The organism is Burkholderia sp. AU31652 (assembly GCF_002223155.1).
In the GTDB taxonomy this organism is placed as follows: Bacteria; Pseudomonadota; Gammaproteobacteria; order Burkholderiales; family Burkholderiaceae; genus Burkholderia.
Genome location: NZ_NKFG01000003.1, coordinates 1,762,075 through 1,785,002, shown reverse-complemented (window position 1 = coordinate 1,785,002; position 22,928 = coordinate 1,762,075). Strand labels below are relative to the sequence as shown.

Sequence of the window (22,928 nt, the reverse complement as noted above, 5' to 3'; positions counted from 1 at the left end):
ACTCAAATCGTTTGTTTGATGCGGGCGCTGATTCGAATGTCAGCTGCCGCGATAGGTGCTGTACGACCACGGCGACACGAGCAGCGGCACGTGGTAGTGCGAGCCGGTGTCGGCGATGCCGAAGCGGAGCACGACGCGATCGACGAAACGGGGTTCGGGCACCTTCACGCCGAGCGACGCGAAGTAGTCGCCGGCATGGAACACGAGTTCGTATTCGCCGGCGGCGAGCGCGGCGCCTTCGAGCAGGGGTTCGTCGCAGCGGCCGTCGCTATTGGTCAGCACGGTCTTGATCGCGCGGCGCGATTCGCCGTCCAGCGCGTAGAGGTCCACCTTGATTGCAGCGCCGGGACGGCCGTGCGCCGTATCGAGTACGTGGGTAGTGAGCTTTCCCATTCGTTGTGTCCTTGTGTGAATGCGAGGTTCGGCGGCGACTCGATCCATTGACTGTGCGGCGGATCGAGGCTCCACGTCACGTGGCTACATACCCGTCGGCGAGATTGAAGCGAGCGCCGTGCAGGCATTGTAAAAAGGTTCCCCGCGCAAATACGGGCGCGATATCAAAGATAATGCGCCGCGCATGAGCGGCTGTCGACGGCACGCCGGAGACGGTTTCCGGTGGGCTTCCGGCGGGCATTTCGGGTCGGCGGCGGGGCGTTGCGCGGCGTACCATATCGAAACCGTGAAACGCGGTATTCCGGATCGCGCATTGTGTGCGGCGCGCGCTTGGGCGATCCTCCCGCCGTGCGCGTCGGCTCGTGGCCCGCGCGTACCCCGAAGACGGCGAGCACGCCGGGTAACCGGGCCAGGGCGTTCGAACGGACGCAGGCACCGGAGCGTGCCGCGATTCAGCGTTCGAACGGCTGTGTGACCGCTCCCAGGATCCGCCCCTGGGGGCAGACCGACGCGGAGAACGCATGAACCTCGAGCAGCACGCTGGCGCACGCGCGCCGAACCCCTCCTCATCCCGCCCGACAACCCTGCTGGTCAAGCACGCCGACGTGCTCGTGACCATGGACGACACGCGTCGCGAGCTGCGCGATGCGGGGCTCTACATCGAAGACAACCGGATCGTCGCGGTTGGTCCGACCGCCGAGCTGCCCGAGACGGCCGACGAAGTGCTCGACCTGCGCGGCCACCTCGTGATCCCGGGGCTCGTGAACACGCACCACCACATGTACCAGAGCCTGACGCGCGCGGTGCCGGCGGCGCAGAACGCCGAGCTGTTCGGCTGGCTCACGAACCTGTACCGGATCTGGGCGCACCTGACGCCCGAGATGATCGAAGTGTCGACGCTCACCGCGATGGCCGAGCTGCTGCAGTCGGGCTGCACGACGTCGAGCGATCATCTGTACATCTACCCGAACGGCAGCCGCCTCGACGACAGCATCGGCGCCGCACAGCGGATCGGCATGCGTTTTCACGCGAGCCGCGGTGCGATGAGCGTCGGCCAGCGCGACGGTGGGCTGCCGCCCGATTCGGTCGTCGAGCGCGAGCCCGACATCCTGCGCGACACGCAGCGCCTGATCGAGACCTATCACGACGAAGGCCGTTACGCGATGCTGCGCGTGGTCGTCGCGCCGTGCTCGCCGTTCTCGGTGAGCCGCGACCTGATGCGCGACGCGGCCGTGCTCGCGCGCGAATACGGGGTGTCGCTGCACACGCACCTCGCGGAGAACGTCAACGACATCGCGTACAGCCGCGAGAAGTTCGGGATGACGCCGGCGGAATATGCGGAAGATCTCGGCTGGGTCGGCCACGACGTGTGGCATGCGCACTGCGTGCAGCTCGACGATGCGGGTATCAGCCTGTTCGCGCGCACCGGCACGGGCGTCGCGCACTGTCCATGCTCCAACATGCGGCTCGCGTCGGGTATCGCGCCGGTGAAGAAGATGCGTCTCGCGGGCGTGCCGGTCGGCCTCGGCGTCGACGGCTCCGCATCGAACGACGGCGCGCAGATGGTCGCGGAAGTGCGGCAGGCGCTGCTGTTGCAGCGGGTCGGTTTCGGGCCCGATGCGATGACCGCGCGCGAAGCGCTCGAGATCGCGACGCTCGGCGGTGCGAAGGTGCTGAATCGCGACGACATCGGCGCGCTGAAGCCCGGCATGGCCGCGGACTTCGCCGCATTCGACCTGCGCCAGCCGCTGTTCGCGGGCGCGCTGCACGATCCGGTCGCGGCGCTCGTGTTCTGCGCGCCGTCGCAGACGGCGTACACGGTCGTGAACGGGAAGGTGGTGGTAAGGGAGGGACGTCTGGCGACGCTCGACCTGCCGCCTGTCATCGCGCGTCACAACGCGCTCGCGCAGGCACTGGTCGAGGCATCGCGCTGAAGGAAGGCTGGCGCCATCCGACGGCCGCGTTGCCGCCGGGCAGGCCGCCGGCTGTCGCCACGCCGCGCCGAAACGGCGCGTGCGGCCCGCGCCGTTACGCTTCGATCAGCGTGCGGGTGGCTTCGGCGACGAGGCTGCGCAGCCAGCGCACTTCATCGGAGTAGTGGCAACGCTCGTGCCACAGCTGGTAGTACTGCATCGGGGGGAAGTCGAGCGGCGCCGGCACGACCGACAGCGGCAGGAACTTCGCGTAGTGATCGGCGAACAGGCGCGTCGTCGTGAAGATCAGGTCGGACTTCACGAGCACGTACGGTGCGAGGTTGAAGTACGGCAGCGTGACGACCACGTGGCGCTTGAGCCGTTCGCGCGCGAGATGCACGTCGATCGCGCCGCGCTGGCCGACCGAGTACGGCGTCGGCGCGAGATGCGGGGCGTTCAGGTACTGATCGAGCGTGAGCCCGCCGCGCTTCGCGAACGGGTGCGTGTTGCTCATCAGGCAGACGATTTCATCGACGAACAGGTTCGACAGGTGCAGCTGCTCGGGCGGCTCGGGCCAGTTGCCGACGACGATGTCGAGCTTGCCGTCTTCCAGCGCGAGCTCGTAGTCGAACGCGGGGCCGAGCGAATGGAACTCGAGCGTCGCGTTCGGCGCGGCCTGGCGGAAGCGCTCGACCACGGTCGGCACGAACAGCACGTTCAGGTAGTCGGGGCAGCCGATCCGGTAGCAGCGGATCGACGTGGCCGGGTCGAAATTGTGCTGCTGGAACTTGATGCGCTCGATTTCACGCAGCGCGTTCTGCACGGGCTCGAGCAGGCGCAGCCCGTATTCGGTCGGCACCATGCCGGATTTGCCGCGCACCAGCAGCGGATCGCCGGTGATGTCGCGCAGGCGCCGCAGCGCGGCGCTGATCGCCGGTTGCGACTGGTTCAGTTTGACGGCCGCGCGCGTGACGCTGCGCTCCATCAACAAGGTGTGCAAGACGCGCAAGAGGTACGTGTCGATCGCCTCGCGTTGCTGACTCATGTTATCTCCGGTTTATATGGCTGGGCTGATCGAGGGGTGGGGTGGGTATATTGTTTTTAATATGAACGAAAATCAGCGTCAAGAGATGGATACCCGCAGGTACCCGCCGGCCGGGCCGCGACAAGGGGCCTGAACGGGGGCGAAGTGAAGCGCGCGGCGCCGCGCGGAAGCGCGTTGCACGGATCCGGTCAGCGGCGCGGCGTGTGATGCAGGGGGGCGCGTCAGTCGTCGATGCGCATGCCGACCTTCAGCGTGACCTGCCAGTGCACGACCTGGTCGCCTTCGATGTGGCCGCGCGTTTCGGTCACCTGGAACCAGTGCAGGTTGTGCAGCGTCTTGCCGGCTTTCGAGATCGCGTTGCGGATGGCGTCGTCGCTCGATTGCTTCGACGAACCGGTCAGCTCGATCATCTTGTACACGTGGTCGCTCATGATGCGCTCCCTGGGATGTCGGTATGGATGGCCGGCGCAAGCCGTGGTCCCGAAGCGGCGCCGCGCGTGCCCGGCTTCTTGAGTGATAGGTATGATGGGCGGCAAGTTCAACCCATATCGGAGACGAGGAGCATCGTGGAAGTCGGATTTTGCGGACCGGGATTGATGGGCGCGCCGATGATTCGGCATTTGCTGGCGGCAGGGCATCGGGTCAGCGTGTGGAATCGCTCGCGCGACAAGGCCGAGGCGCTCGTGAAGGACGGCGCGCAGGTGCTCGGCACGCCGCGCGAACTGGCGGAGCGCGTCGAGACGGTATTCGTGTGCGTGCTCGACGGCCGCGCGGTGGGCGATGTCGTGTTCGGCGAGCACGGCCTGCTCTCCGGCGATGCGCGTGCGCGTCGCCTGCAGCGCATCGTCGATCATTCGAGCATTGCGCCCGCCGCCACGCGCGATTACGCGGCGCGTGCAGCCGCGCTCGGCGTCGGCTGGGTCGATGCGCCGGTGTCGGGCGGCGTGCCCGGCGCGCAGGCCGGCACGCTCGCGGTGATGGCCGGCGGCCGCGCGGCCGATCTCGACGCGGTGCGGCCGCTGATCGACGCGTATGCGTCGCGGATCACGCACATGGGCGACGCGGGGGCGGGGCAGACGGCGAAGCTGTGCAACCAGGCGATCGTCACCGCGACGGTGACCGCGATCGCCGAGGCTGTCGGTCTGGCGCAGGCGAGCGGCATCGATGCCGCGCGGCTCGCCGAAGCGCTGGCCGGCGGCTGGGCCGATTCGGTGCTGCTGCAGACGTTCGTGCCGCGCATGACGTCGGGCGGCCATGCTCCGATCGGCGCGCTCAGCACGTTCCAGAAGGACGTCGATGCGATCGCCGACGCGGCGCGCGATACGGGCGCCGTGATGCCCGTATCGGCCACCGTGCAGCAGGTGTTGCGGCTCGGCGCCGCGCAAGGGCTCGCCGGTGCCGATTTCGCCGCATTCATCGACATCGTGCGACCCGGCAACGAGCGTCAGCAGGTGTCGTGACGGGTAAGCGAGGCGCGTGAATGACAGATGGGCCACCCGGAGGCGGCCCATCGATCGGCAGGGTGATCAGCCGAGGGAGCGTGGTGTCGTGTCGCCGGCGTTCTGGCGACCGAGCCCGCCGCGCAGGCTCGCTTTCGTGCCTGCACCAAACTCGGGCAGGATGCGCGCACGCGCACGGCTGGCAAACACGAGGAAGCCGAAGCCGTTTGCTTCATACCAGTATCCGCCGTTCTCGAGGCCGTCCAGCGGTTGCTCGAGCGCGTTGGCGATCGATTCGATGCAGCGCTTGCGCAACTCGGCGATGGCGGGATAAGGCGGCTGGGCGCCGCGTACGCTGCACAGGAGCACGTCGAGACCGGGCAGCACATGTGCGTACAGGACGGGTTCGTCCTGCGCACGGGCGCGGGCAATCTTGGTGTCGAGCTGGGCAAACGGTTTCGAGTGGCGCAATACCGCGAGGAATGACTCCTGGCCATCCTGCTGGGCACGCCGACGTTTTTTCGGGAAGGACATAAACACTCGCCTCAAAAACAATTGCAAGAAATGCGGCACTTTCATGCGACCCACTCCCGGCTATGTACGCCGCATGTCGATCCTTTATAGCACACGAAAATGCTGCCTTCGTGCAGTACGACGATCAATGTCTCCCGTCGACCTGCTCGCCATGATCGACACAGCCAGCGTCTTGGCGCCCGTACTGTCGTTTAGTCTCCATCATAGACCTGCTTTCCCCGCGCGTGCATTCGCCCGTCACAAAAAAGTGAGATAGGCCGCATGCGGCGGTGCATCGCACGCGCAATAAAAAGGCCCGCACGAGGCGGGCCTGGCTGGCGGGGCGCTGGGCGATCAGCGCTGCTTCAGCGAATCGCGGATCTCGCGCAGCAGCACCGTGTCTTCCGGCGTCGCGGCCGGTGCGGCTTCTTCCGGCTTGCGCAGCTTGTTGATGAATTTCACCATCAGGAAAATGATGAACGCGAGGATGACGAAATTGATTGCCACCGTGATGAACGAGCCGTAGCCGAATGCGGCGACACCCGCGGCCTGCAGGTCCTTGAACGAATCGGGATTACCCTTGAACGTCGGGGGGATGGTGCCGAGCAGAACGAACTTGTTCGAGAAATCCAGGCCGCCGGTCAGCACGCCGATGACCGGCATGATGAGGTCTTTCACGACCGAGTCGACGATCTTCGAGAACGCGCCGCCGATGATCACGCCGACGGCGAGATCCATGACGTTGCCCTTGACGGCGAACTCCTTGAATTCCTTGATGATGCTCATGAGCGGCTTTCTCCTGTTTGGGGCGAGAGGAGGCGTGCCGCGACGCGCAGGGATGCAGAGCGTCGAATGAGGGTCGGTGGCACGCCGATGGCCGCATGATAGCGAACGCTCCCCATTGCCGGTAGTCCATCTTGAAATGATTGACAAATCCGCGCGTCGGCGCGGCCGGCCCTGCAGGGGAGCGTGGCGTGCAATGCAGCGCGTCGCGGGGGCGTCGACGCGCTGCGTAGCGTCAGGTGTTGTCGTCGGTCCAGCCGTCGTCGTTGCTGCCGAGATCCATGCCGCCGCCGCCGCCGTTGCCGTCGCTCCAGTTCGAACTGTCGCCGCGGCCGAGGTCGAAGCCCGGGTCGTTCTCCTGCCGGCGGCGCTCGCCGTCGACGATCACGTCGCGTTCGACCACGCGCTCGCGGCCACCGGACATCGCCTCGCCGAGCAACACACCGGTCAGCAACCCGCCCATGCCGCCGCCGAACCCGCCGCCGCCTTGCTGGATCACCACCGGCGGTTGCTGTTGCGGGTAGGGCTGCTGAGGATACGGCTGGCCTTGCGCGCCCGTCATGCGATCGGCTTCCTGCGCATACACGGAGCCGCTGCCGTTCGCCGGTGCCGCGGGTTGCGCGGCCGGGTCGGGACGGCCTTCGACGCGTGCCTTCACGCTTGCATGACGCTGTTCGAGTTCATCGACGCGATACGGCGGCACCGGGTTCTTGCCGTTCGACAGCGTTTCGACGAGCGTGCGCGCATCGGTCTCTATCGCTTCGAGTTCGCCCGTGAGCGCCGCGGCGCCGGGCGCCGTCGACAGCTTCGCGTCGAGCTTCAGCGGGCGGATGTCGTTCAGCACGTCGGTGGCGCGCTTGAGCTGCGTGCGGCGTTCGTCGTCGGCGCGGCTGTCGTCGGCCGTGCGTGCGCGCCGCAGCGTCCAGCGCAGCACCAGCGCGATCACCGCGGCAATCAACCCGAAGCCGATCCACATGCCGGTCGACGGGCCGTGTTTTTCGGCCGGCGCGACAGCGGGCGCGAGCCCCGGCTGCAGCGTCCCTGCCTGCGTGGCCGACGGCACGTTGCCGCTCACGCGCGCGGCGTCGGCGCGGATGCGCGACTCGGTCTGCGCGAAGCGCGATGCGTCGGTGAACTTGAGTTGCGGATCGAGCGTCTTCGCGCGCTGCAGCTGCTCGAGTGCGTCGGACGCGCGGCCCTCGCGGTCCAGCACCTGTGCGTACAGGTAGCGCGCATGCGCATTGTTCGGATGGGCGTCGATGACTTGCGACAGCTGCGTGTCGGCTTGCTGCCAGTTGCGTTGCGCGATCGATTGCTCGACCTGCTGCAGCGACGGGACCGCAAACGCGGCGGACGACAGCACCATCAGCGAGAGGCCGAGTGCGGCGAGAGATTTCTTCATGGTCGAACCGGGCGCAGGCGCCCGTCTCCTGACGATCGGTTCGCGCCGCGCCCGGGGCGGGCGGCGGCGCGGTTGCCCGCAGTGGCCGTTACTGCGCGGGCGTATCGAGCTGCTTCTTCAGCGCGGCGAGGCGATCCTCGACCGACGGGCCCTTGTTCAGCGCGGCGAGCTTGTCGTCGAGCGCCTTGCCGCTCGACGTGTCGGCCGAATTCAGGCGCGCGTCCGAGCGGGCGTTCTGCAGCGCGACCTTGTCCTCGAGCTTCTGGAAGTCCTCGGACAGGTTCTTGCCGCCGATGCCGCCCAGGGCGCTGGCCGCGACGTCCTTCGCCTGCGCGATTTCCTGCTTGGCCTGCAGGATGTTCGAGCGTGCATTCAGGTCGTTGCGGCGCTGACGCATGTCGGCGATCTGCCCCTTCAGCTTGTCGACCGACGGCTCGAGCGTCGTCAATTCGGCTGCGAGCGCGTCACGCTCGGCTTCCGCGTTCGACTGCGCGGCGAGGGCCTCGCGGGCGAGCGCTTCGTCACCGGACTGCAGCGCGCGCTTCGCGCCGTCCTCGTACTTCTTCACCTTGTCGTCGGCCGCATCGCGCTTGCTGCGCTGGGTCGCGACCTGTGCCTCGATCTCGATCAGCGAATTCTCGGCACGGCCGATGCTGTCGTCGAGCTCCCGCACGATCTGCCGTGCGTCGCGCGACGGATCCTGTACCGAATCGGCCGCATCGTTCAGCAGGCCTTTGATCGTGCGCGAAACAGAGTCGAAAAGCGACATGAAATCCTCCGTGGTTGAAAGGCGCCGCGTGAGAGCGGCAGTGCCCGTTGCGAGCCGGTTCCGACCCGCATGAGCCGGCGGATATTACACCACCGGTTCACTTAAATACGGCTTAAACGCGCGAGTTCAAGCGGCTTGCGCATCACGATGTCGAACCTTTCGCGACTGAAAGAAAGCCGGCGCGTGCGCGCGATATTGCGTGTCCATGATAGGCAGAGGATGCCGACAATACGTTCCTTAAATCACGGCATTGCGGGAATTTTTACAAAAAATCGCGAAGGCACCCGGTCGATTTCATTAAAATGCGCTGTCACGTCGCGGGAACGGATCGCCGCGCGGCGGGGTCTGTCGACGTGACAGCCGCATCACGCTGTATCCGCTCTGATTCATTCGCCTGCATTTCCGCATGCGTCCGAGGGCGCCACGACCGCCCGCCATTCCGACATGCCAATTATCAAACGACCGCCTTCTTCTTCCGACAGGAACGAACCCCACTACACGCTGCGCCGTTCGCCGTCCGGAGCCTATTACCCCGATGACGACGATCGCGACGACGACCGCCGCACCCAGCGCAGCGGCGGCGGAGGGCGCGGTCGCTCGTTCGGCTCGCGCGTCATGCTGTGGTTCGCCGGCCTCATCGCGACGCTGGCGATCGTCGGCGCGCTGATCGTCGGCTACGCGCTGGTCGTGATGGCGCCGCAACTGCCGTCGCTCGACGCGCTGACCAACTACCAGCCGAAGGTGCCGCTGCGCGTGTTCACGGCCGATCATGTGCTGATCGGCGAATTCGGCGAAGAGCGCCGCAGCCTCGTGCGCTTCCAGGACATTCCGGACGTGATGAAGAAGGCGGTGCTCGCGATCGAGGACTACCGCTTCTACGAACACGGCGGCGTCGACTTCGTCGGCATCCTGCGCGCGGGTGTCGCCGACCTGATGCACGGCGGCGCGCGCCAGGGCGCGAGCACGATCACGATGCAGGTCGCGCGCAACTTCTTCCTGTCGAGCGAGAAGACCTACACGCGCAAGATTTACGAAATGCTGCTCGCGTACAAGATCGAGAAGGCCCTGACGAAGGACCAGATTCTCGAGCTGTACATGAACCAGATCTATCTCGGCCAGCGCTCGTACGGCTTCGCGGCCGCCGCGCGCGTGTATTTCGGCAAGGACCTGAAGGACATCACGCTCGCGGAAGCGGCGATGCTCGCGGGGCTGCCGAAGGCGCCGTCCGCGTATAACCCGGTCGTCAATCCGAAGCGCGCGAAGGTGCGCCAGGAATACATCCTGAAGCGCATGCTCGAGGTTGGCTACATCACGCAGCCGCAGTACGACGAGGCCGTGAAGGAGGAGATCCACGTGCGCACGCCGGGCAACCAGTACGCGGTGCACGGCGAGTACGTCGCCGAGATGGTGCGGCAGATGATGTACCAGCAGTACAAGGACGAAACCTATACGCGCGGGCTGACCGTCACGACGACGATCAACTCGTCCGACCAGGAAGCCGCGTACCAGGCCGTGCGTCGCGGCATTCTCGACTACGAGCGCCGCCACGGCTATCGCGGGCCGGAAGCGTCGATCAAGCTGCCGGCGGCCGGCGACGACCGCGACGAGGCGATCGACGACGCGCTCGCCGATCACCCGGACAACGGCGACCTGCAATCGGCGGTCGTGCTGTCGGCATCGCCGAATGCGGTCGAGGTGCAGTTCGTCGGCGGCGCGACCACGACGATCGGCCCGGCCGGGCTGCGCTTCGTGGCGGGCGCGCTCAGCCCCCGCGCGAACGACACGCTGCGCATCAAGCCGGGCTCGGTCGTGCGCGTGCTGAAGGACGGCAAGACGGGCTGGCAGGTCGTGCAGCTGCCGCAGGTCGAAGGCGCGCTCGTCGCGATCGCGCCGCAGGATGGCGCGATCCGCTCGCTCGTCGGCGGCTTCGACTTCAACAAGAGCAAGTTCAACCACGTGACGCAGGCCTGGCGGCAGCCGGGCTCGTCGTTCAAGCCGTTCATCTACTCGGCGTCGCTCGACAAGGGGCTCGGGCCGGCGACGATGATCAACGACGCGCCGCTGTACTTCCCGCCGAGCGTGCCGGGCGGCACCGCCTGGGAGCCGAAGGACGACGACCAGCCGGACGGCCCGATGACGATGCGCACCGGCCTGCAGCGTTCGAAGAACCTCGTGTCGATCCGGATCCTCGCGTCGATCGGTACGCAGTACGCGCAGCAGTACGTGACGCAGCGCTTCGGCTTCGATCCCGCGAAGACGCCGCCTTACCTGCCGATGGCCCTCGGCGCGGGCCTCGTGACGCCGCTGCAGCTCGCGACCGGCTATGCGGTGTTCGCGAACGGCGGCTACAAGGTCGATCCGTACCTGATCGCCGAGGTCGACGACGCACGCGGCCAGGCGCTGCAGAAGTCGCAGCCGGTGCTCGCGGGCAGCACGGCGCCGCGCACGATCGAAGGCCGCAATGCGTACGTGATGAACAGCCTGCTGCATTCGGTCGCGACGGCCGGCACGGGCGCGGGCACCAACGCACTGGGCCGCAGCGACCTGCAGGGCAAGACGGGTACGACGAACGACGCGAAGGACGGCTGGTTCGCCGGCTACCAGCAGTCGCTCGTCGCGGTCGCGTGGATGGGCTTCGACCAGCCGAAGAGCCTCGGCAGCCGCGAATTCGGCGCACAGCTCGCATTGCCGATCTGGGTGAACTACATGCGCACCGCGCTGAACGGCGTGCCCGAGCAGCAGATGCCGATGCCGGACGGCCTGACGTCGATCGACGGCGAGCTGTACTACGCCGATCGCACGCCGGGCAATGGCTTCGTCGCGAACGTCGACATCAACCCGGCCGAGAATTCGATCAGCGCGAACGATGCGCTCGGCTCGGCTGGCGCGGCGGGGCTTGCGCCGCCGCCCGTCACGCCGCAGGAGAAGCAGCAGATCATGGACATGTTCGAGAGCAAGTAAGCGGCACGCCGCGGTTCCGGCATGCGACGGGCGCCTTCGGGCGCCCGTTTTTTTTGCGCGAATGGCCGGCGGACGGAGAAGGGGGAATCAGAACGATGCGCAGGCCGGCACGACCGTCATGCCGACCGATTGCTGGTGAAAGCGCTGCATATACGCTTGCCGGATCGCGGCGAGCCGCGTGCGCGTATCGGGCGTATCGTCGGCGATGATACGGATCACGAAGCTGTCTTCGCGCGTGATCCCGCCGCTTGTCTGGTCGCGCCACTGGCCGTGTGTGTCCCAGTAGGTGAGGCCGTCGGGGAACCGTGGTGTGACCGTGTCGGCGAGGAATGCCGCGCGCTCCGCATCGGTGACGGGGCCGCGCCCCGTGATGTCGCGCCCGAACAGCAGGTCGGCCTGCAGCATGCGGTTTTCGCCGGGCTGCGTGCAGGCCGGGGGGGCGTCGACGACGGGCGACGGCGGTGCCGCGCAACCGGCGAGCAGGGCGATCGCCATGGCGCAGGCGGCCAGCGGCCGCATCTGCCCATTTCGTGACGATCGACCTCCGCGCGTGCAAAACGCTGCGCGCTCAACCACTTGCGTGCTTGTCCGGCGGGTTATCAACAGGGCTGTCAACATAATCTGGGGATAACCCTAGGTTCGTCCGCGCGTGCCCGATGTGGGGTCAGTGCTGCAGTGTCGCGTGCGCGAGATGCATGCCGAGTGTGGCCGGGTCGGTACTGGTGCCCGACAGCAGCACGCCGACGCGCTTGCCCTGCAGCGTTTCGCGCAGCGGGCCGAGCAGGGCGGCCAGCGCAGCCGCGCAAGCCGGTTCGACCGACAGTTTCAGCTGCGAGAACAGGAACAGCATCGCGGCCCGCAGCGCGTCGTCGGACACGGTGACGATGCGGTAGACGTGGCGCCGGCACAGCTGGTAGCTGTATTCCTCGGTATGCGGCGCCATCAGCGAATCGGCGATCGTCTGCATCGCGCTCATCTTGATCGTGTGATTCGCCGCGAAGCTGCGGCTCATCGCATCGGCGCCTTCCGGCTCGACGCCGTACACGTGCACACGCGGATTCGCGAGCCGCAGCGCGGTCGCCATGCCGGCCGCGAGCCCGCCGCCGCCGATCGGCACGATCACCGCGTCGAGGTCAGGCGTCTGGGTCGCCCATTCGTAGCCGAGCGTCGCGGTGCCGAGGATCGTGTGATAGCCGTTGAACGGATGGATGAAGAAGCGGCCTTCCTCGGCCTCGATCCGCCGGACCAGATCGAATGCCTGCGATGCGCTGCCGGCCAGCACGACTTCCGCGCGGTACTGCTTGCACTGCGCGATGCGCGACGGGCTTGCGGTATGGAACATCACGACCTTGGCGCTGCTGCCGAGCCGCATCGCCGCGTACGCGACGGCCGGCGCGTGATTGCCGGCCGATACGCAGGTGACGCCGGCGTTCCTGCGCGCCTCGTCGAGCGCGAGCAGGTGCGTGAATGCGCCGCGCGCCTTGAAGCTGCCGCTGACCTGCAGCAGCTCGAACTTGAAGTTGACGTGCGTGCCTTCAAGCGATGGCAGGTCGGCGCGTTCGAACACGGGCGTGCGCGCGACCCACGGCGACAGCGCGAAATGCTGCGCGGCGATTTCGTCGAGCGTCGGGATCGGCTCGCCGTCGATCGTCGTATGGGCGGCGCCCTGTTGTTCAGTCGACATGACGTGGCGGGTGGCGGAGTGGGCCGGCCCGCACACGCGAGCCGGCGTGGCGGGAGGCAGTCAGTGTGCGTCGACCGACATGCTGCGGATGAACTTGCGCAGGAACTGTTCGCAGCCGGCGAGCTGCGCGAGCTCGACATATTCGTTCGGCTTGTGCGCTTGCTCGATGTTGCCGGGCCCGCACACGACGCTCGGGATGCCCGCGCGTTCGAACAAGCCGGCCTCGGTGCCGTACGCGACCTTGCGCTTGTCCTGGTCGGCCGTCAGCGCGCGCACGAGCTGCGTGATCGCGGCCTGTTCGGTGGCGTCGAGGCCGGGCGCCGCGGCGATCTTCGAGAATTCGATCGCGGCATTCGGATGCTCGCGCAGCATCTGCGGCAGCAGCGTGTCCCGTGCATACGCTTCGATGCGCGTGAAGATCTGCTCGGGATCGAGCGTCGGCAGGTTGCGGAACTCGAAGTCGAAGCGGCACTCGGCCGGCACCGTGTTGATCGCGTTGCCGCCCTGGATCGTGCTCGTCTGCGCGGTCGTGAACGGCACGTCGTACAGTTCGTCGAACGGGCCTTCGGCGCGAAAGCGGTCGGCGATGTCGCGGATGTGGCAGATGAGGCGCGCCGCATACTCGATCGCGTTCAGCCCCTTCGGCGTCAGCGACGAATGCGCCGCGTGGCCGCGCACGCAGCAGCGGTAGGCATTGATGCCCTTGTGCGCGATGATCGGCCGCATGCTGGTCGGCTCGCCGACGATGCAGCCGGACGGCTGCACGCCGCGCTTGACCAGATCCGCAATCATCAGCGGCGCGCCCGCGCAGCCGATTTCCTCGTCATAGGACAGCGCGAAATGGATCGGCTTCGCGAGCTTCGTCGCCTGCATCTCGGGCAGCAGCGCGAGCGCGGCGCCGATGAAGCCCTTCATGTCGCAGGTGCCGCGGCCGTACAGGCGGCCGTCGCGGATCTCCGGCGCGAACGGGTTGCTGTCCCATTGCTGGCCGTCGACCGGCACGACGTCGGTATGCCCGGACAGCACGATGCCGCCGTTCGTCGAGCCGTCGTGCGCGGGCACGGTGGCGAACAGGTTCGCCCAGCCTTCACGCGGATCGTGCGTGATCGTCGATGCGATGCCTTTCGCGGCGAGCGCGTCACGCACCGTTTCGATCAGGCCGAGGTTCGGCACGCGGCTCGTCGTGTCCATCGACACCAGTTGCTTGATCCAGGGCAGGCTGACGAGCGACGCTTCGCCTTGGGGTGCGGCGGACGGCGCTGTCGCGTCGAGAGTGGACATGGCAAAACTCCGTCTGATGAATGGGAAAATCATACTCAAAAACGCGTCGGCCCGCCCGCGCCGGGCGCAGTGCGGTGCAGCAACGCCGCACCTGTCGCTAGCGCGTCAGCGCACCGCGGCAGCCGCTCCCTGCTTGGGTCCGAGTGCGCGCAGCGTTTCCTTGATCGTCGACACGCGGATCGCGAGATCGGGCGAGCGCGTCTCGATGCGCAGCTTGTCCTGGCCCGCGAGCTTGATGTGCCGATGCTTCTGCACCATCTCGATGATCCGCATCGGATCGATCGGCGGATTCGGCTCGAACTGCAGCCCGATCGCGACCTCGCTCGCGTCGATCTTCACGATGCCGAGCGGCTTCGCGGCGATCCGCAGCCGGTGCGTCTCGACGAGCGCGTGCGCCTGCGGCGGCAGCTTGCCGAAGCGGTCGATCAGCTCTTCCTGGATGCCGTCGATCGCGTCGCCGTGTTCGCAGTTCGCGAGCCGCTTGTACAGCGACAGCCGCTCCTGCACGTCCGCGCAGTAGTCGGCCGGCAGGATCGCCGGCGCATGCAGGTTGATTTCCGTCGTCGCGGCGAGCGGGGCGGTGAGGTCGGGCTCCTTGCCGTTCTTCAGCGCCTTCACCGCGTCGTTCAGCATGTCGGTATAGAGCTGGAAGCCGATCTCGTGGATCTCGCCGGACTGCTTGTCGCCGAGCACTTCGCCGGTGCCGCGGATCTCGAGGTCGTGCATCGCGAGATAGAAGCCCGAACCGAGTTCCTCCATCTGCTGGATCGCTTCGAGCCGGCGCTGCGCCTGCTTGGTCAGCGCCTGCGGATCGTGGACCAGCAGGTACGCATACGCCTGGTGGTGCGAGCGGCCGACGCGGCCACGCAGCTGGTGAAGCTGCGCGAGGCCGAACTTGTCCGCGCGGTGCATGATGATCGTGTTCGCGCTCGGCACGTCGATGCCGGTCTCGATGATGGTCGTGCACAGCAGCACGTTCGCGCGCTGCGCGACGAAATCGCGCATCACCCGTTCGAGTTCGCGTTCGTGCATCTGGCCGTGCGCGATCACGATGCGTGCTTCGGGTACGAGCGCCTCGAGCATCGCCTTGCGGTTCTCGATCGTCTCGACCTCGTTGTGCAGGAAGTACACCTGGCCGCCGCGCTTCAGTTCGCGCAGCATCGCCTCGCGGATCACGCTTTCCTCTTCGCGGCGCACGAAGGTCTTGATCGCGAGCCGCTTCTGCGGTGCGGTGGCAATCACCGAGAAATCGCGCAGCCCTTCGAGCGCCATCCCGAGCGTGCGCGGGATCGGCGTCGCGGTGAGCGTCAGCACGTCGACTTCCGCGCGCAGCGCCTTCAGCGCTTCCTTCTGGCGCACGCCGAAGCGGTGTTCCTCGTCGATGATCACGAGGCCGAGGCGCTTGAACTGCACGTCCGACGACAGCAGCTTGTGCGTGCCGATCACGATGTCGACGCTGCCTTCGTTGATTTGCGCGATTGCCGCGTTGACTTCCTTCGTGGTCTTGAAGCGCGACAGCTCGACGATGCGCACCGGCCAGTCCGCGAAGCGGTCGGCGAAGGTCTGCGTGTGCTGCTCGGCGAGCAGCGTGGTCGGCGACAGCAGCGCGACCTGCTTGCCGCCCAGCACCGCGATGAACGCGGCGCGCAGCGCCACCTCGGTCTTGCCGAAGCCGACGTCGCCGCACACGAGGCGGTCCATCGGCTTGCCGCTCGTCATGTCGCCGATCACGGCGGCAATGGCGGCCGCCTGGTCGGGCGTTTCCTCGAAGCCGAAGCTTTCCGCGAACTTCACGTAGTCGCGCGGATCGAGCGAGAACGCGTGGCCTTCGCGGGCCGCGCGGCGGGCGTAGAGGTTCAGCAGCTCGGCGGCGGTATCGCGGATCTGCTGCGCGGCCTTGCGCTTCGCGCGTTCCCACTGGCCGGAGCCGAGCGCGTGCAGCGGCGCGCTGTCGGGATCGGCGCCGCTGTAGCGCGAGATCACGTGCAACTGCGCGACCGGCACGTAGAGCTTGCTGTCGCCCGAGTATTCGAGATGCAGGAATTCGGTTTCGCCTTCGCCGAGATCCATCGACACGAGGCCCATGTAGCGGCCGATGCCGTGCTGTGCGTGGACGACCGGGTCGCCGACCTTCAGCTCCGACAGGTCGCGCACCATCGCGTCGACGTTGCTCGCCTGTTCCTGCCGGCGGCGGCCCGTGCGGCGGCCGAGGGCGCCGTACAGCTCGGTTTCGGTGACGACCGCGTAGCCTTCGCCCGGCACCGCGAAGCCGTTCGCGAGCGGCGCGACGCCGAGCGCGAAACGTGCGTCGCTCTCGAGCCAGCCGGCGAAGTGGTCGTTCGACGCGGGGCGCAGATGGTGTTCGGCGAGCAGTTGCAGGATCGTCTCGCGGCGGCCGGCCGATTCGACCGTCAGCAGCACGCGCTTGCCCGACGATTCGACGAACGTGCGCAGCGACGCGAGCGGATCGTCGGCATGGCGGTCGACGGTGAGCTCGGGCAGCGCCGTCGCCCAGCCGCCGGCCGGCTGCGCGGGCAGCACGACGCGGGCGAACGGCTTCGCGAATGCGAAGAAATCCTCGTCGGACAGGAACAGGCGCTGCGGCTCGAGGATCGGCCGCTCGCGATCGTGCGCGAGGAACGCATGGCGCTGCTTCGTGTCGGCCGTGAAGCGCCGGATCGACGCCTCGAGATCGCCGGTGAACACGAGGTGCGCATCCTGCGGCAGGTAGTGGAACAGCGTGGCGGTTTCGTCGAAGAACAGCGGCAGGTAGTACTCGATGCCGGCCGACGGCACGCCGTTGCCGATGTCCTTGTAGATCGGCGCACGGCTCGGGTCGCCTTCGAAGGTCTCGCGCCAGCGGCTGCGGAAGGCCGTGCGCGCGGCTTCGTCGAACGGAAACTCGCGGCCGGGCAGGAGGCGCACGTCGCGTACCGGGTAGAGGCTGCGCTGCGTGTCCGGGTCGAACGCGCGGATCGAGTCGACCTGGTCGTCGAACAGGTCGATTCGGTACGGCAGCGGCGAGCCCATCGGGTACAGGTCGATCAGCGAGCCGCGCACGCAGTATTCGCCGGGCCGCACGACCTGGCTCACGTGCTCGTAGCCGGCCAGCGTGAGCTGCGCCTTCAGCTTCGCCTCGTCGAGGCGCTCGCCCTGTGCGAACGCGAACGTGTACGCGGCCATGAACGACGCGGGCGGCATCCGGTACAGCGCGGTGGTTGCGGGCACGAGCAGGATGTCGCAGCGGCCCTCGCCGAGGTCGTGCAGCGTGGCCAGCCGCTCGGACACGAGATCCTGGTGCGGCGAGAACGTGTCGTACGGCAGCGTTTCCCAGTCCGGCAGCAGGCGCACGCGCGCGTCGGGCGAGAAGTAGCGGATTTCCTGCGAGAGCCGCTGCGCGTCGACCGCGTTCGCGCAGATCACCGCGAGGAGCGGCACGTCCTGGCGGTTGTCGGCGAGATAACGGGCGATGGCGAGCGCGTCGGCGGAACCATGCGCGCCGTCGAAGGCGAAGCGCTGGCCGGGCTTGACGCGGGCAACGGGCGAGGCGGACGGGGTGGAAGCGTTATCTGGCATAGGGACGACAGGGGTGGCGTGCACGGGCGCATCGCGGTGCGCCGGTCGAGACGAAAGACCTATTATAAAATCCGCTTCTCGATTTCATCTTTCCGGCGTTTCCCTTCGTGACTCCCCGACTTTTCGCCCTGATTCCCTGTGCCGGCACCGGCAGCCGCTCCGGCTCGGCCGTGCCGAAGCAATACCGCACGCTGGCAGGCCGCGCGCTGCTGCACTACACGCTTGCCGCGTTCGACGCGTGCAGCGAATTCGCGCAGACGCTCGTCGTCCTCGCGCCCGACGATTCCCACTTCGATGCGCGCCGCTTCGCGGGCCTGCGCTTCGCGGTGCGCCGCTGCGGCGGCGGCTCGCGCCAGGCGTCGGTGCTGAACGGGCTGCTCGAACTGGCCGAATTCGGCGCGACCGACCATGACTGGGTGCTGGTGCACGACGCCGCGCGCCCGGGCATCACGCCGGAGCTGATTCGCACGCTCGTCGCGACGCTGAAGGACGATCCGGTCGGCGGCATCGTCGCGCTGCCGGTGGCCGATACGCTCAAGCGCGTGCCGGCCGGCGGCGACGCGATCGCGCGCACCGAGTCGCGCGACGCGCTGTGGCAGGCGCAGACGCCGCAGATGTTCCGCATCGGCATGCTGCGCGAGGCGATCCTGCGCGCGCAGCGCGAAGGGCACGACCTGACCGACGAGGCGAGCGCGATCGAATGGGCCGGCCATACGCCGCGCGTCGTGCAGGGCAGCCTGCGCAATTTCAAGGTCACGTACCCGGAAGATTTCGCGCTCGCGGAAGCGATCCTCGCACGCTCCTCGAACGCTTCCTGACTTTCACCCCTCACAATCGGAATACGCATGGATTTCAGAATCGGACAAGGCTACGACGTGCACCAGCTCGTCGAGGGGCGCCCCCTCATCATCGGCGGCGTGACGATTCCGTACGAACGCGGCCTGCTCGGCCACTCGGACGCGGACGTGCTGCTGCACGCGATCACCGACGCGCTGTTCGGCGCGGCGGCGCTCGGCGACATCGGCCGCCACTTCTCCGACACGGACGCGGCGTTCAAGGGCGCCGACAGCCGCGTGCTGCTGCGCGAGTGCGCCGCACGCGTCAAGGCTGCCGGCTTCACGATCCAGAACGTCGACAGCACCGTGATCGCGCAGGCGCCGAAGCTGGCACCGCATATCGACGGGATGCGCGCGAACATCGCGGCCGATCTCGGACTGCCGCTCGATCGCGTGAACGTGAAGGCGAAGACCAACGAGAAGCTCGGCTATCTGGGCCGTGGCGAAGGGATCGAGGCGCAGGCCGCCGCGCTGCTGGTGAAGCAGGGCGGCTGACGCCGGGCGGCGGCGCGCGGTTCGCCCGCTGCGCTGCGCCGCGCTGCGGAAATGAAAAATGCCACGCGGGTGCGTGGCATTTTCGTTTGGCGCGGCGACCGGGCCGGCGCGGTTGCCGGCCGGGTGGTGCAACCGCTTATTCGCCTTCTGCGGCGATCACTTGCGCGGCGGCATTGATCACCGACGCGATACGGCCGACGTCGCGCAGCTGCGTGACGGTCATCCCTTGCTCGTTCTTCAGCAGCGCATAGTGCGACTTCACGCAGAAGTGGCACTTGCCGACGATCGATGCGGCGAGCGCGTACATCTCGAACTTGCGCTTGTCGACGCCACCGTGCGTCGCATACGCGCCCATCCGCAGCTCGGCGCGTTGCGTCTTCAGGTCGGCATCGTCGGCCATCTCGACATACGGATACCAGGTGTTGTTCATCCCCATCAGCGCGGCCGCCGTCAGCACGGCGTTCGTCTCTTCGGGCGACAGGACGCCGGCTTCGCGGATCGTCTTGATGAGCACCGTGCTCTTCGCCGCGATGGCCGCAGCCAGCGCGACGCCCACCGCGTCGGTGCCTTCGAGCGACGAGCGCGAGATCGTGCCGTCGAGGTTCAGGCGAATGTCCTTCGCGTAGTCGGGAATACGTGCCTTAATCGAATCGATGAATTCCATTGATATCTCCTATGGGTTGGCCGTTAAAAAAGCCCGCAGGCAGGACGTGCGCCGCGGGCTTCGTGCATCGATGCGCTTACAGCGTTGCGCCGCCGACTGCACGGTTGCACGGGCACAGTTCGTCCGTTTGCAGGCCGTCCAGAATCCGCAGGACTTCTTCCGGGCTGCGGCCGACGTTCAGGTTGTTCACCGAAACGTGCTGGATCGTGTTGTCCGGATCGACGATGAACGTTGCGCGCAGGGCCACGCCGGCTTCCTTGTCGCGCACGCCGAGCTGGTCGATCAGCTCGCCCTTGACGTCGCCGAACGAGTAGTGGTTCAGCTTGTCGAGGTCCTTGTGCTCACGGCGCCATGCGAGCTTGACGAATTCGTTGTCCGAGCTGCCGCCCAGCAGGACGGCATCGCGCTCTTCGAACTGCTTCGTGAGCTTCGCGAATTCGACGATTTCCGTCGGGCACACGAACGTGAAATCCTTCGGATAGAAGTAGATGATCTTCCACTTGCCCGGGAACGACGCTTCGGTGACGGTCTCGAACGCCGACTGGCCGTTTTCCTCGTGATTGTTGAAGCCCGGCTTCGCGGCTACGACGGTGAAAGCTTCGAGTTTATCGCCCACGGTTTTCATGCGGATACTCCTGTATGAGTTGGGAAGAAGACTGAGTCAAGCTACCTCGGTGCTGCAACGATGATGTGACAGCATGGGCAAAAATATAACACTATTAGTTAGTCGCTTCAATAGATTTTGACTAACGAGCCTCATAGCTTTTTTCAACCGGATCGATAGTGTGCAGCGCAAGAAGCGTGCGCGAGCGCGTCACGCAGTCGCACGCGCCTTGCCGGCGCCGGGGAATTCGAGCGTGACTTCGAGGCCCGCTTCCGGGTTGCGGTTGCGCAGCCGCAGCGCGCCGCGATAGCGGCCGACGAGGCGCAGCACGATCGCCATCCCGAGGCCCGTGCCGTCCGCCTTGGTGCGCGCGGTGTCCACGCGGTAGAACGGCCGCATCACGAGCGGCAGCTGATCCTCGGGGATGCCGGGGCCTTCGTCGCTCACCGACAGCTCGACGCGCGCGTGCGACACGCGCGTCTCGAGCGTGATGCGCGACACGCCGTCCTGCGTGCTCTGGCCATACTTGCGCGCGTTCTCGACGAGGTTGCCGATCACGCGGCGCATGTCGGTCTCGTCGGCTTCGATCACCGCGCTCGGCGCGAGCCGCGTGCGGATCTCGACGCCATCCTCGCCCGACACGCGGGCGGCGACTTCCTGCGCGATCGACGACAAATCGACGGGCTCCGGCTTGCGTTGCGACGGCCGGGCGTAGTCGATGAAGGCCGCGATGATGCGATCCATCTGCTCGATGTCGTCGACCATCGCGTCCTTGGTCGCCTGGTCGGACGGGCTCATCTCGGTTTCGAGCCGCAGCCGCGCGAGCGGCGTGCGCAGGTCGTGCGAGATGCCCGCGAGCATCAGCGCGCGGTCGGCCTCGAGCTGCTCGAGGTCGCGCACCATCTGGTTGAAGCTGCGATTGGTCTCGGCCGCGACGCCCATCCCGCGCTCGGGCAGCAGCTCGGGTGTCTGGCCCGAGCCGATCTGCCGCGCGGCGAGCGCGAGCCGCGAGAACGGCCGGTTTACCAGGCTGGTGATGAACGCGGAGCCGAATAGCGACAACGCGAGTGCGAACAGCCCCCAGCCGGCCCACTGCAGGCCCGTGACGTTGTCGAGCTGGTCGCGGTCGAGCGCGACCCAGTAATCGTCGTCGTCGATCTTGAAGCTGATCCACACGCCGGGAATGTCGTTGACCGACTGCGCGATCACGGTATCGTCGCCGAGGCGGCTGCGGATGTCGTGTTCGATCAGGCGGTTCAGCGATTCGTCGGGCTGCAGCTTGAACTTGTCGGTCTTCTCGCGCGGGTATACGCGCACGCCCTCGTTGCTCTCGAGATCCTGCAGCAGCGCGCGCCGCAAATCGGGATCGGAATAGAGCAGGGCGGTGCGCGTGAGCTTCACGATCGCGACGAGCTGGAGAGCCACGCGCTGCGCACGTGGCTCGCGCTCGATTACGCGAAAGCTCTGGAACCACGCGGCGAGACTGACCGAGATCAGCAGCGCGATCAGCAGGAAGGTGCGCCAGAACAGCCCGCCGAACGCGAGCTGAAGGAGGCGCCGGTCGATACGCATGGGACGGGCCGTGGGCGGGCGAAACCGGAAAGGAAAAAGATCAGGCGGCGCCGTCCGGGATGAACACGTAGCCGAGGCCCCAGACAGTCTGGATGAAGCGCGGGCTGCCCGGATCCGGTTCGATCAGCTTGCGCAGGCGCGAGATCTGCACGTCGAGGCTGCGGTCGAACACTTCGTATTCACGGCCGCGTGCGAGCTCCATCAGCTTTTCGCGCGACAGCGGCTGGCGCGGATGACGCGCGAACACCTTCAGCACCGAGAATTCGCCGGTGGTGAGCGGAATTTCCTGGCCCGACTTCGTCAGCGTGCGCGTCGCGAGGTTCAGCGAGAACTCGCCGAACTCGAACACCTCGGTGGTTTCCGACGGCGCGCCCGGCAGTTCGGCCGGCGCCTGGCGGCGCAGCACCGCATGAATGCGCGCCACGAGTTCGCGCGGGTTGAACGGCTTCGGCAGGTAATCGTCGGCGCCCATCTCGAGGCCGACGATGCGATCCACGTCCTCGCCCTTCGCGGTGAGCATGATGATCGGCGTGCGGTCGTTGCTGCCGCGCAGGCGGCGGCAGATCGACAGGCCGTCTTCGCCCGGGAGCATCAGGTCGAGCACGAGCAGGTCGAAACGCTCGCGTACCCAGAGCTTGTTCATTGCGGTCGCGTTTTCCGCGACGTAGACATTGAAACCCTGCTCGCCGAGATAGCGGCGCAGCAGATCGCGCAGGCGCGGGTCGTCGTCAACGACGAGAATCTTGGAGGGGTTTTTCGTTTCCATGATCGGCATCTTATCGCGAATGGGAATTGACGCACGGCCGCGTATTTTCGTGCGTTACAGTCGGTTACAAAATTTACCCGTAGTGTCGCGCCGAGTAAAGGCAGGCTATAGAGATTCCTTTACTCGAAGCCGAAATTCGGTAGATACTCCCCTGCACTCCATCATCCATCTTTGCACACCCGAATTCCGCAGGGTTTTTCAAGTACCAGAGGTAGCCGGTTGCCGCGTGACG

The 22,928-nt window shown here is 66.9% G+C and carries 20 protein-coding genes; 5 read left to right on the top strand and 15 right to left on the bottom strand.

Annotation, left to right across the window (positions count from 1 at the left end):
• Window positions 1–39: 39 nt before the first annotated feature.
• On the bottom strand, window positions 40–393 hold the full coding sequence (gene uraH, locus CFB40_RS10820) for a hydroxyisourate hydrolase (RefSeq protein WP_011352401.1): 354 nt from the start codon (window positions 391–393) through the stop codon (window positions 40–42).
• A 521-nt stretch (window positions 394–914) separates the two neighbouring features.
• On the opposite strand from uraH, the gene CFB40_RS10810 reads away from it, so the two are divergent.
• Window positions 915–2,327 carry an 8-oxoguanine deaminase gene (locus tag CFB40_RS10810; protein WP_089425650.1) on the top strand — a complete coding sequence of 471 codons (1,413 nt, stop codon included), beginning with the start codon at window positions 915–917 and terminating at the stop codon, window positions 2,325–2,327.
• Between the two features lie 94 nt (window positions 2,328–2,421).
• On the opposite strand, the gene CFB40_RS10805 is transcribed toward CFB40_RS10810, so the two are convergent.
• Both CFB40_RS10805 and CFB40_RS10800 read right to left on the bottom strand, forming a co-directional pair.
• Window positions 2,422–3,351 (bottom strand): LysR substrate-binding domain-containing protein, encoded by a 930-nt coding sequence (locus tag CFB40_RS10805; protein WP_006762467.1) that lies wholly within the window; start codon window positions 3,349–3,351, stop codon window positions 2,422–2,424.
• Between the two features lie 221 nt (window positions 3,352–3,572).
• The gene (locus tag CFB40_RS10800; RefSeq protein ID WP_011352399.1) at window positions 3,573–3,782 is read right to left on the bottom strand and encodes a dodecin; all 210 of its coding nucleotides are present in this window, start codon (window positions 3,780–3,782) and stop codon (window positions 3,573–3,575) included.
• Between the two features lie 135 nt (window positions 3,783–3,917).
• Between CFB40_RS10800 and CFB40_RS10795 the strand changes: the two genes are divergently transcribed.
• Window positions 3,918–4,811 carry an NAD(P)-dependent oxidoreductase gene (locus tag CFB40_RS10795; RefSeq protein WP_089425649.1) on the top strand — a complete coding sequence of 298 codons (894 nt, stop codon included), beginning with the start codon at window positions 3,918–3,920 and terminating at the stop codon, window positions 4,809–4,811.
• A 66-nt stretch (window positions 4,812–4,877) separates the two neighbouring features.
• On the opposite strand, the gene CFB40_RS10790 is transcribed toward CFB40_RS10795, so the two are convergent.
• The 4 genes from CFB40_RS10790 to CFB40_RS10775 form a co-directional block, all read right to left on the bottom strand.
• The gene (locus CFB40_RS10790) at window positions 4,878–5,324 is read right to left on the bottom strand and encodes a hypothetical protein (RefSeq protein WP_027784713.1); all 447 of its coding nucleotides are present in this window, start codon (window positions 5,322–5,324) and stop codon (window positions 4,878–4,880) included.
• 333 nt (window positions 5,325–5,657) lie between these two features.
• The gene (gene mscL / locus CFB40_RS10785) at window positions 5,658–6,089 is read right to left on the bottom strand and encodes a large conductance mechanosensitive channel protein MscL (RefSeq protein ID WP_006487991.1); all 432 of its coding nucleotides are present in this window, start codon (window positions 6,087–6,089) and stop codon (window positions 5,658–5,660) included.
• A gap of 232 nt (window positions 6,090–6,321) precedes the next feature.
• Window positions 6,322–7,488, bottom strand: coding sequence for a tetratricopeptide repeat protein (locus CFB40_RS10780; RefSeq protein WP_089431211.1), 1,167 nt, complete (start codon window positions 7,486–7,488; stop codon window positions 6,322–6,324).
• An 88-nt stretch (window positions 7,489–7,576) separates the two neighbouring features.
• Window positions 7,577–8,257, bottom strand: coding sequence for a PspA/IM30 family protein (locus CFB40_RS10775; RefSeq protein ID WP_059233905.1), 681 nt, complete (start codon window positions 8,255–8,257; stop codon window positions 7,577–7,579).
• A 444-nt stretch (window positions 8,258–8,701) separates the two neighbouring features.
• On the opposite strand from CFB40_RS10775, the gene CFB40_RS10770 reads away from it, so the two are divergent.
• Complete coding sequence (locus CFB40_RS10770) at window positions 8,702–11,218, top strand: penicillin-binding protein 1A (protein WP_089425647.1); 2,517 nt, start codon at window positions 8,702–8,704, stop codon at window positions 11,216–11,218.
• Window positions 11,219–11,305: 87 nt separating this feature from the next.
• Here CFB40_RS10770 and CFB40_RS10765 read toward each other — a convergent pair whose 3' ends face one another.
• From CFB40_RS10765 to mfd, 4 genes are all read right to left on the bottom strand, one after another.
• On the bottom strand, window positions 11,306–11,737 hold the full coding sequence (locus tag CFB40_RS10765; RefSeq protein WP_089425646.1) for a DUF3574 domain-containing protein: 432 nt from the start codon (window positions 11,735–11,737) through the stop codon (window positions 11,306–11,308).
• Window positions 11,738–11,882: 145 nt separating this feature from the next.
• A complete protein-coding gene (locus tag CFB40_RS10760; protein ID WP_089431210.1) occupies window positions 11,883–12,902 on the bottom strand; it encodes a threonine/serine dehydratase in 1,020 nt (339 codons plus the stop codon).
• Window positions 12,903–12,962: 60 nt separating this feature from the next.
• Window positions 12,963–14,183, bottom strand: coding sequence for an acetylornithine deacetylase (gene argE / locus CFB40_RS10755; RefSeq protein ID WP_089425644.1), 1,221 nt, complete (start codon window positions 14,181–14,183; stop codon window positions 12,963–12,965).
• 105 nt (window positions 14,184–14,288) lie between these two features.
• A complete protein-coding gene (mfd, locus tag CFB40_RS10750; RefSeq protein WP_089431209.1) occupies window positions 14,289–17,759 on the bottom strand; it encodes a transcription-repair coupling factor in 3,471 nt (1,156 codons plus the stop codon).
• Between the two features lie 107 nt (window positions 17,760–17,866).
• On the opposite strand from mfd, the gene ispD reads away from it, so the two are divergent.
• A complete protein-coding gene (gene ispD / locus CFB40_RS10745) occupies window positions 17,867–18,577 on the top strand; it encodes a 2-C-methyl-D-erythritol 4-phosphate cytidylyltransferase (RefSeq protein WP_089425642.1) in 711 nt (236 codons plus the stop codon).
• 27 nt (window positions 18,578–18,604) lie between these two features.
• Window positions 18,605–19,090, top strand: coding sequence for a 2-C-methyl-D-erythritol 2,4-cyclodiphosphate synthase (ispF, locus tag CFB40_RS10740; RefSeq protein ID WP_089431208.1), 486 nt, complete (start codon window positions 18,605–18,607; stop codon window positions 19,088–19,090).
• A gap of 136 nt (window positions 19,091–19,226) precedes the next feature.
• Here ispF and CFB40_RS10735 read toward each other — a convergent pair whose 3' ends face one another.
• The 4 genes from CFB40_RS10735 to ompR form a co-directional block, all read right to left on the bottom strand.
• Window positions 19,227–19,754 (bottom strand): carboxymuconolactone decarboxylase family protein, encoded by a 528-nt coding sequence (locus CFB40_RS10735; protein ID WP_011352388.1) that lies wholly within the window; start codon window positions 19,752–19,754, stop codon window positions 19,227–19,229.
• Window positions 19,755–19,830: 76 nt separating this feature from the next.
• Window positions 19,831–20,379 carry a peroxiredoxin gene (locus CFB40_RS10730; protein WP_006478563.1) on the bottom strand — a complete coding sequence of 183 codons (549 nt, stop codon included), beginning with the start codon at window positions 20,377–20,379 and terminating at the stop codon, window positions 19,831–19,833.
• Between the two features lie 189 nt (window positions 20,380–20,568).
• A complete protein-coding gene (locus CFB40_RS10725) occupies window positions 20,569–21,930 on the bottom strand; it encodes an ATP-binding protein (protein WP_089425640.1) in 1,362 nt (453 codons plus the stop codon).
• 40 nt (window positions 21,931–21,970) lie between these two features.
• Window positions 21,971–22,705, bottom strand: coding sequence for an osmolarity response regulator transcription factor OmpR (ompR, locus tag CFB40_RS10720; RefSeq protein WP_006478565.1), 735 nt, complete (start codon window positions 22,703–22,705; stop codon window positions 21,971–21,973).
• Between the last annotated feature and the right edge of the window lie 223 nt (window positions 22,706–22,928).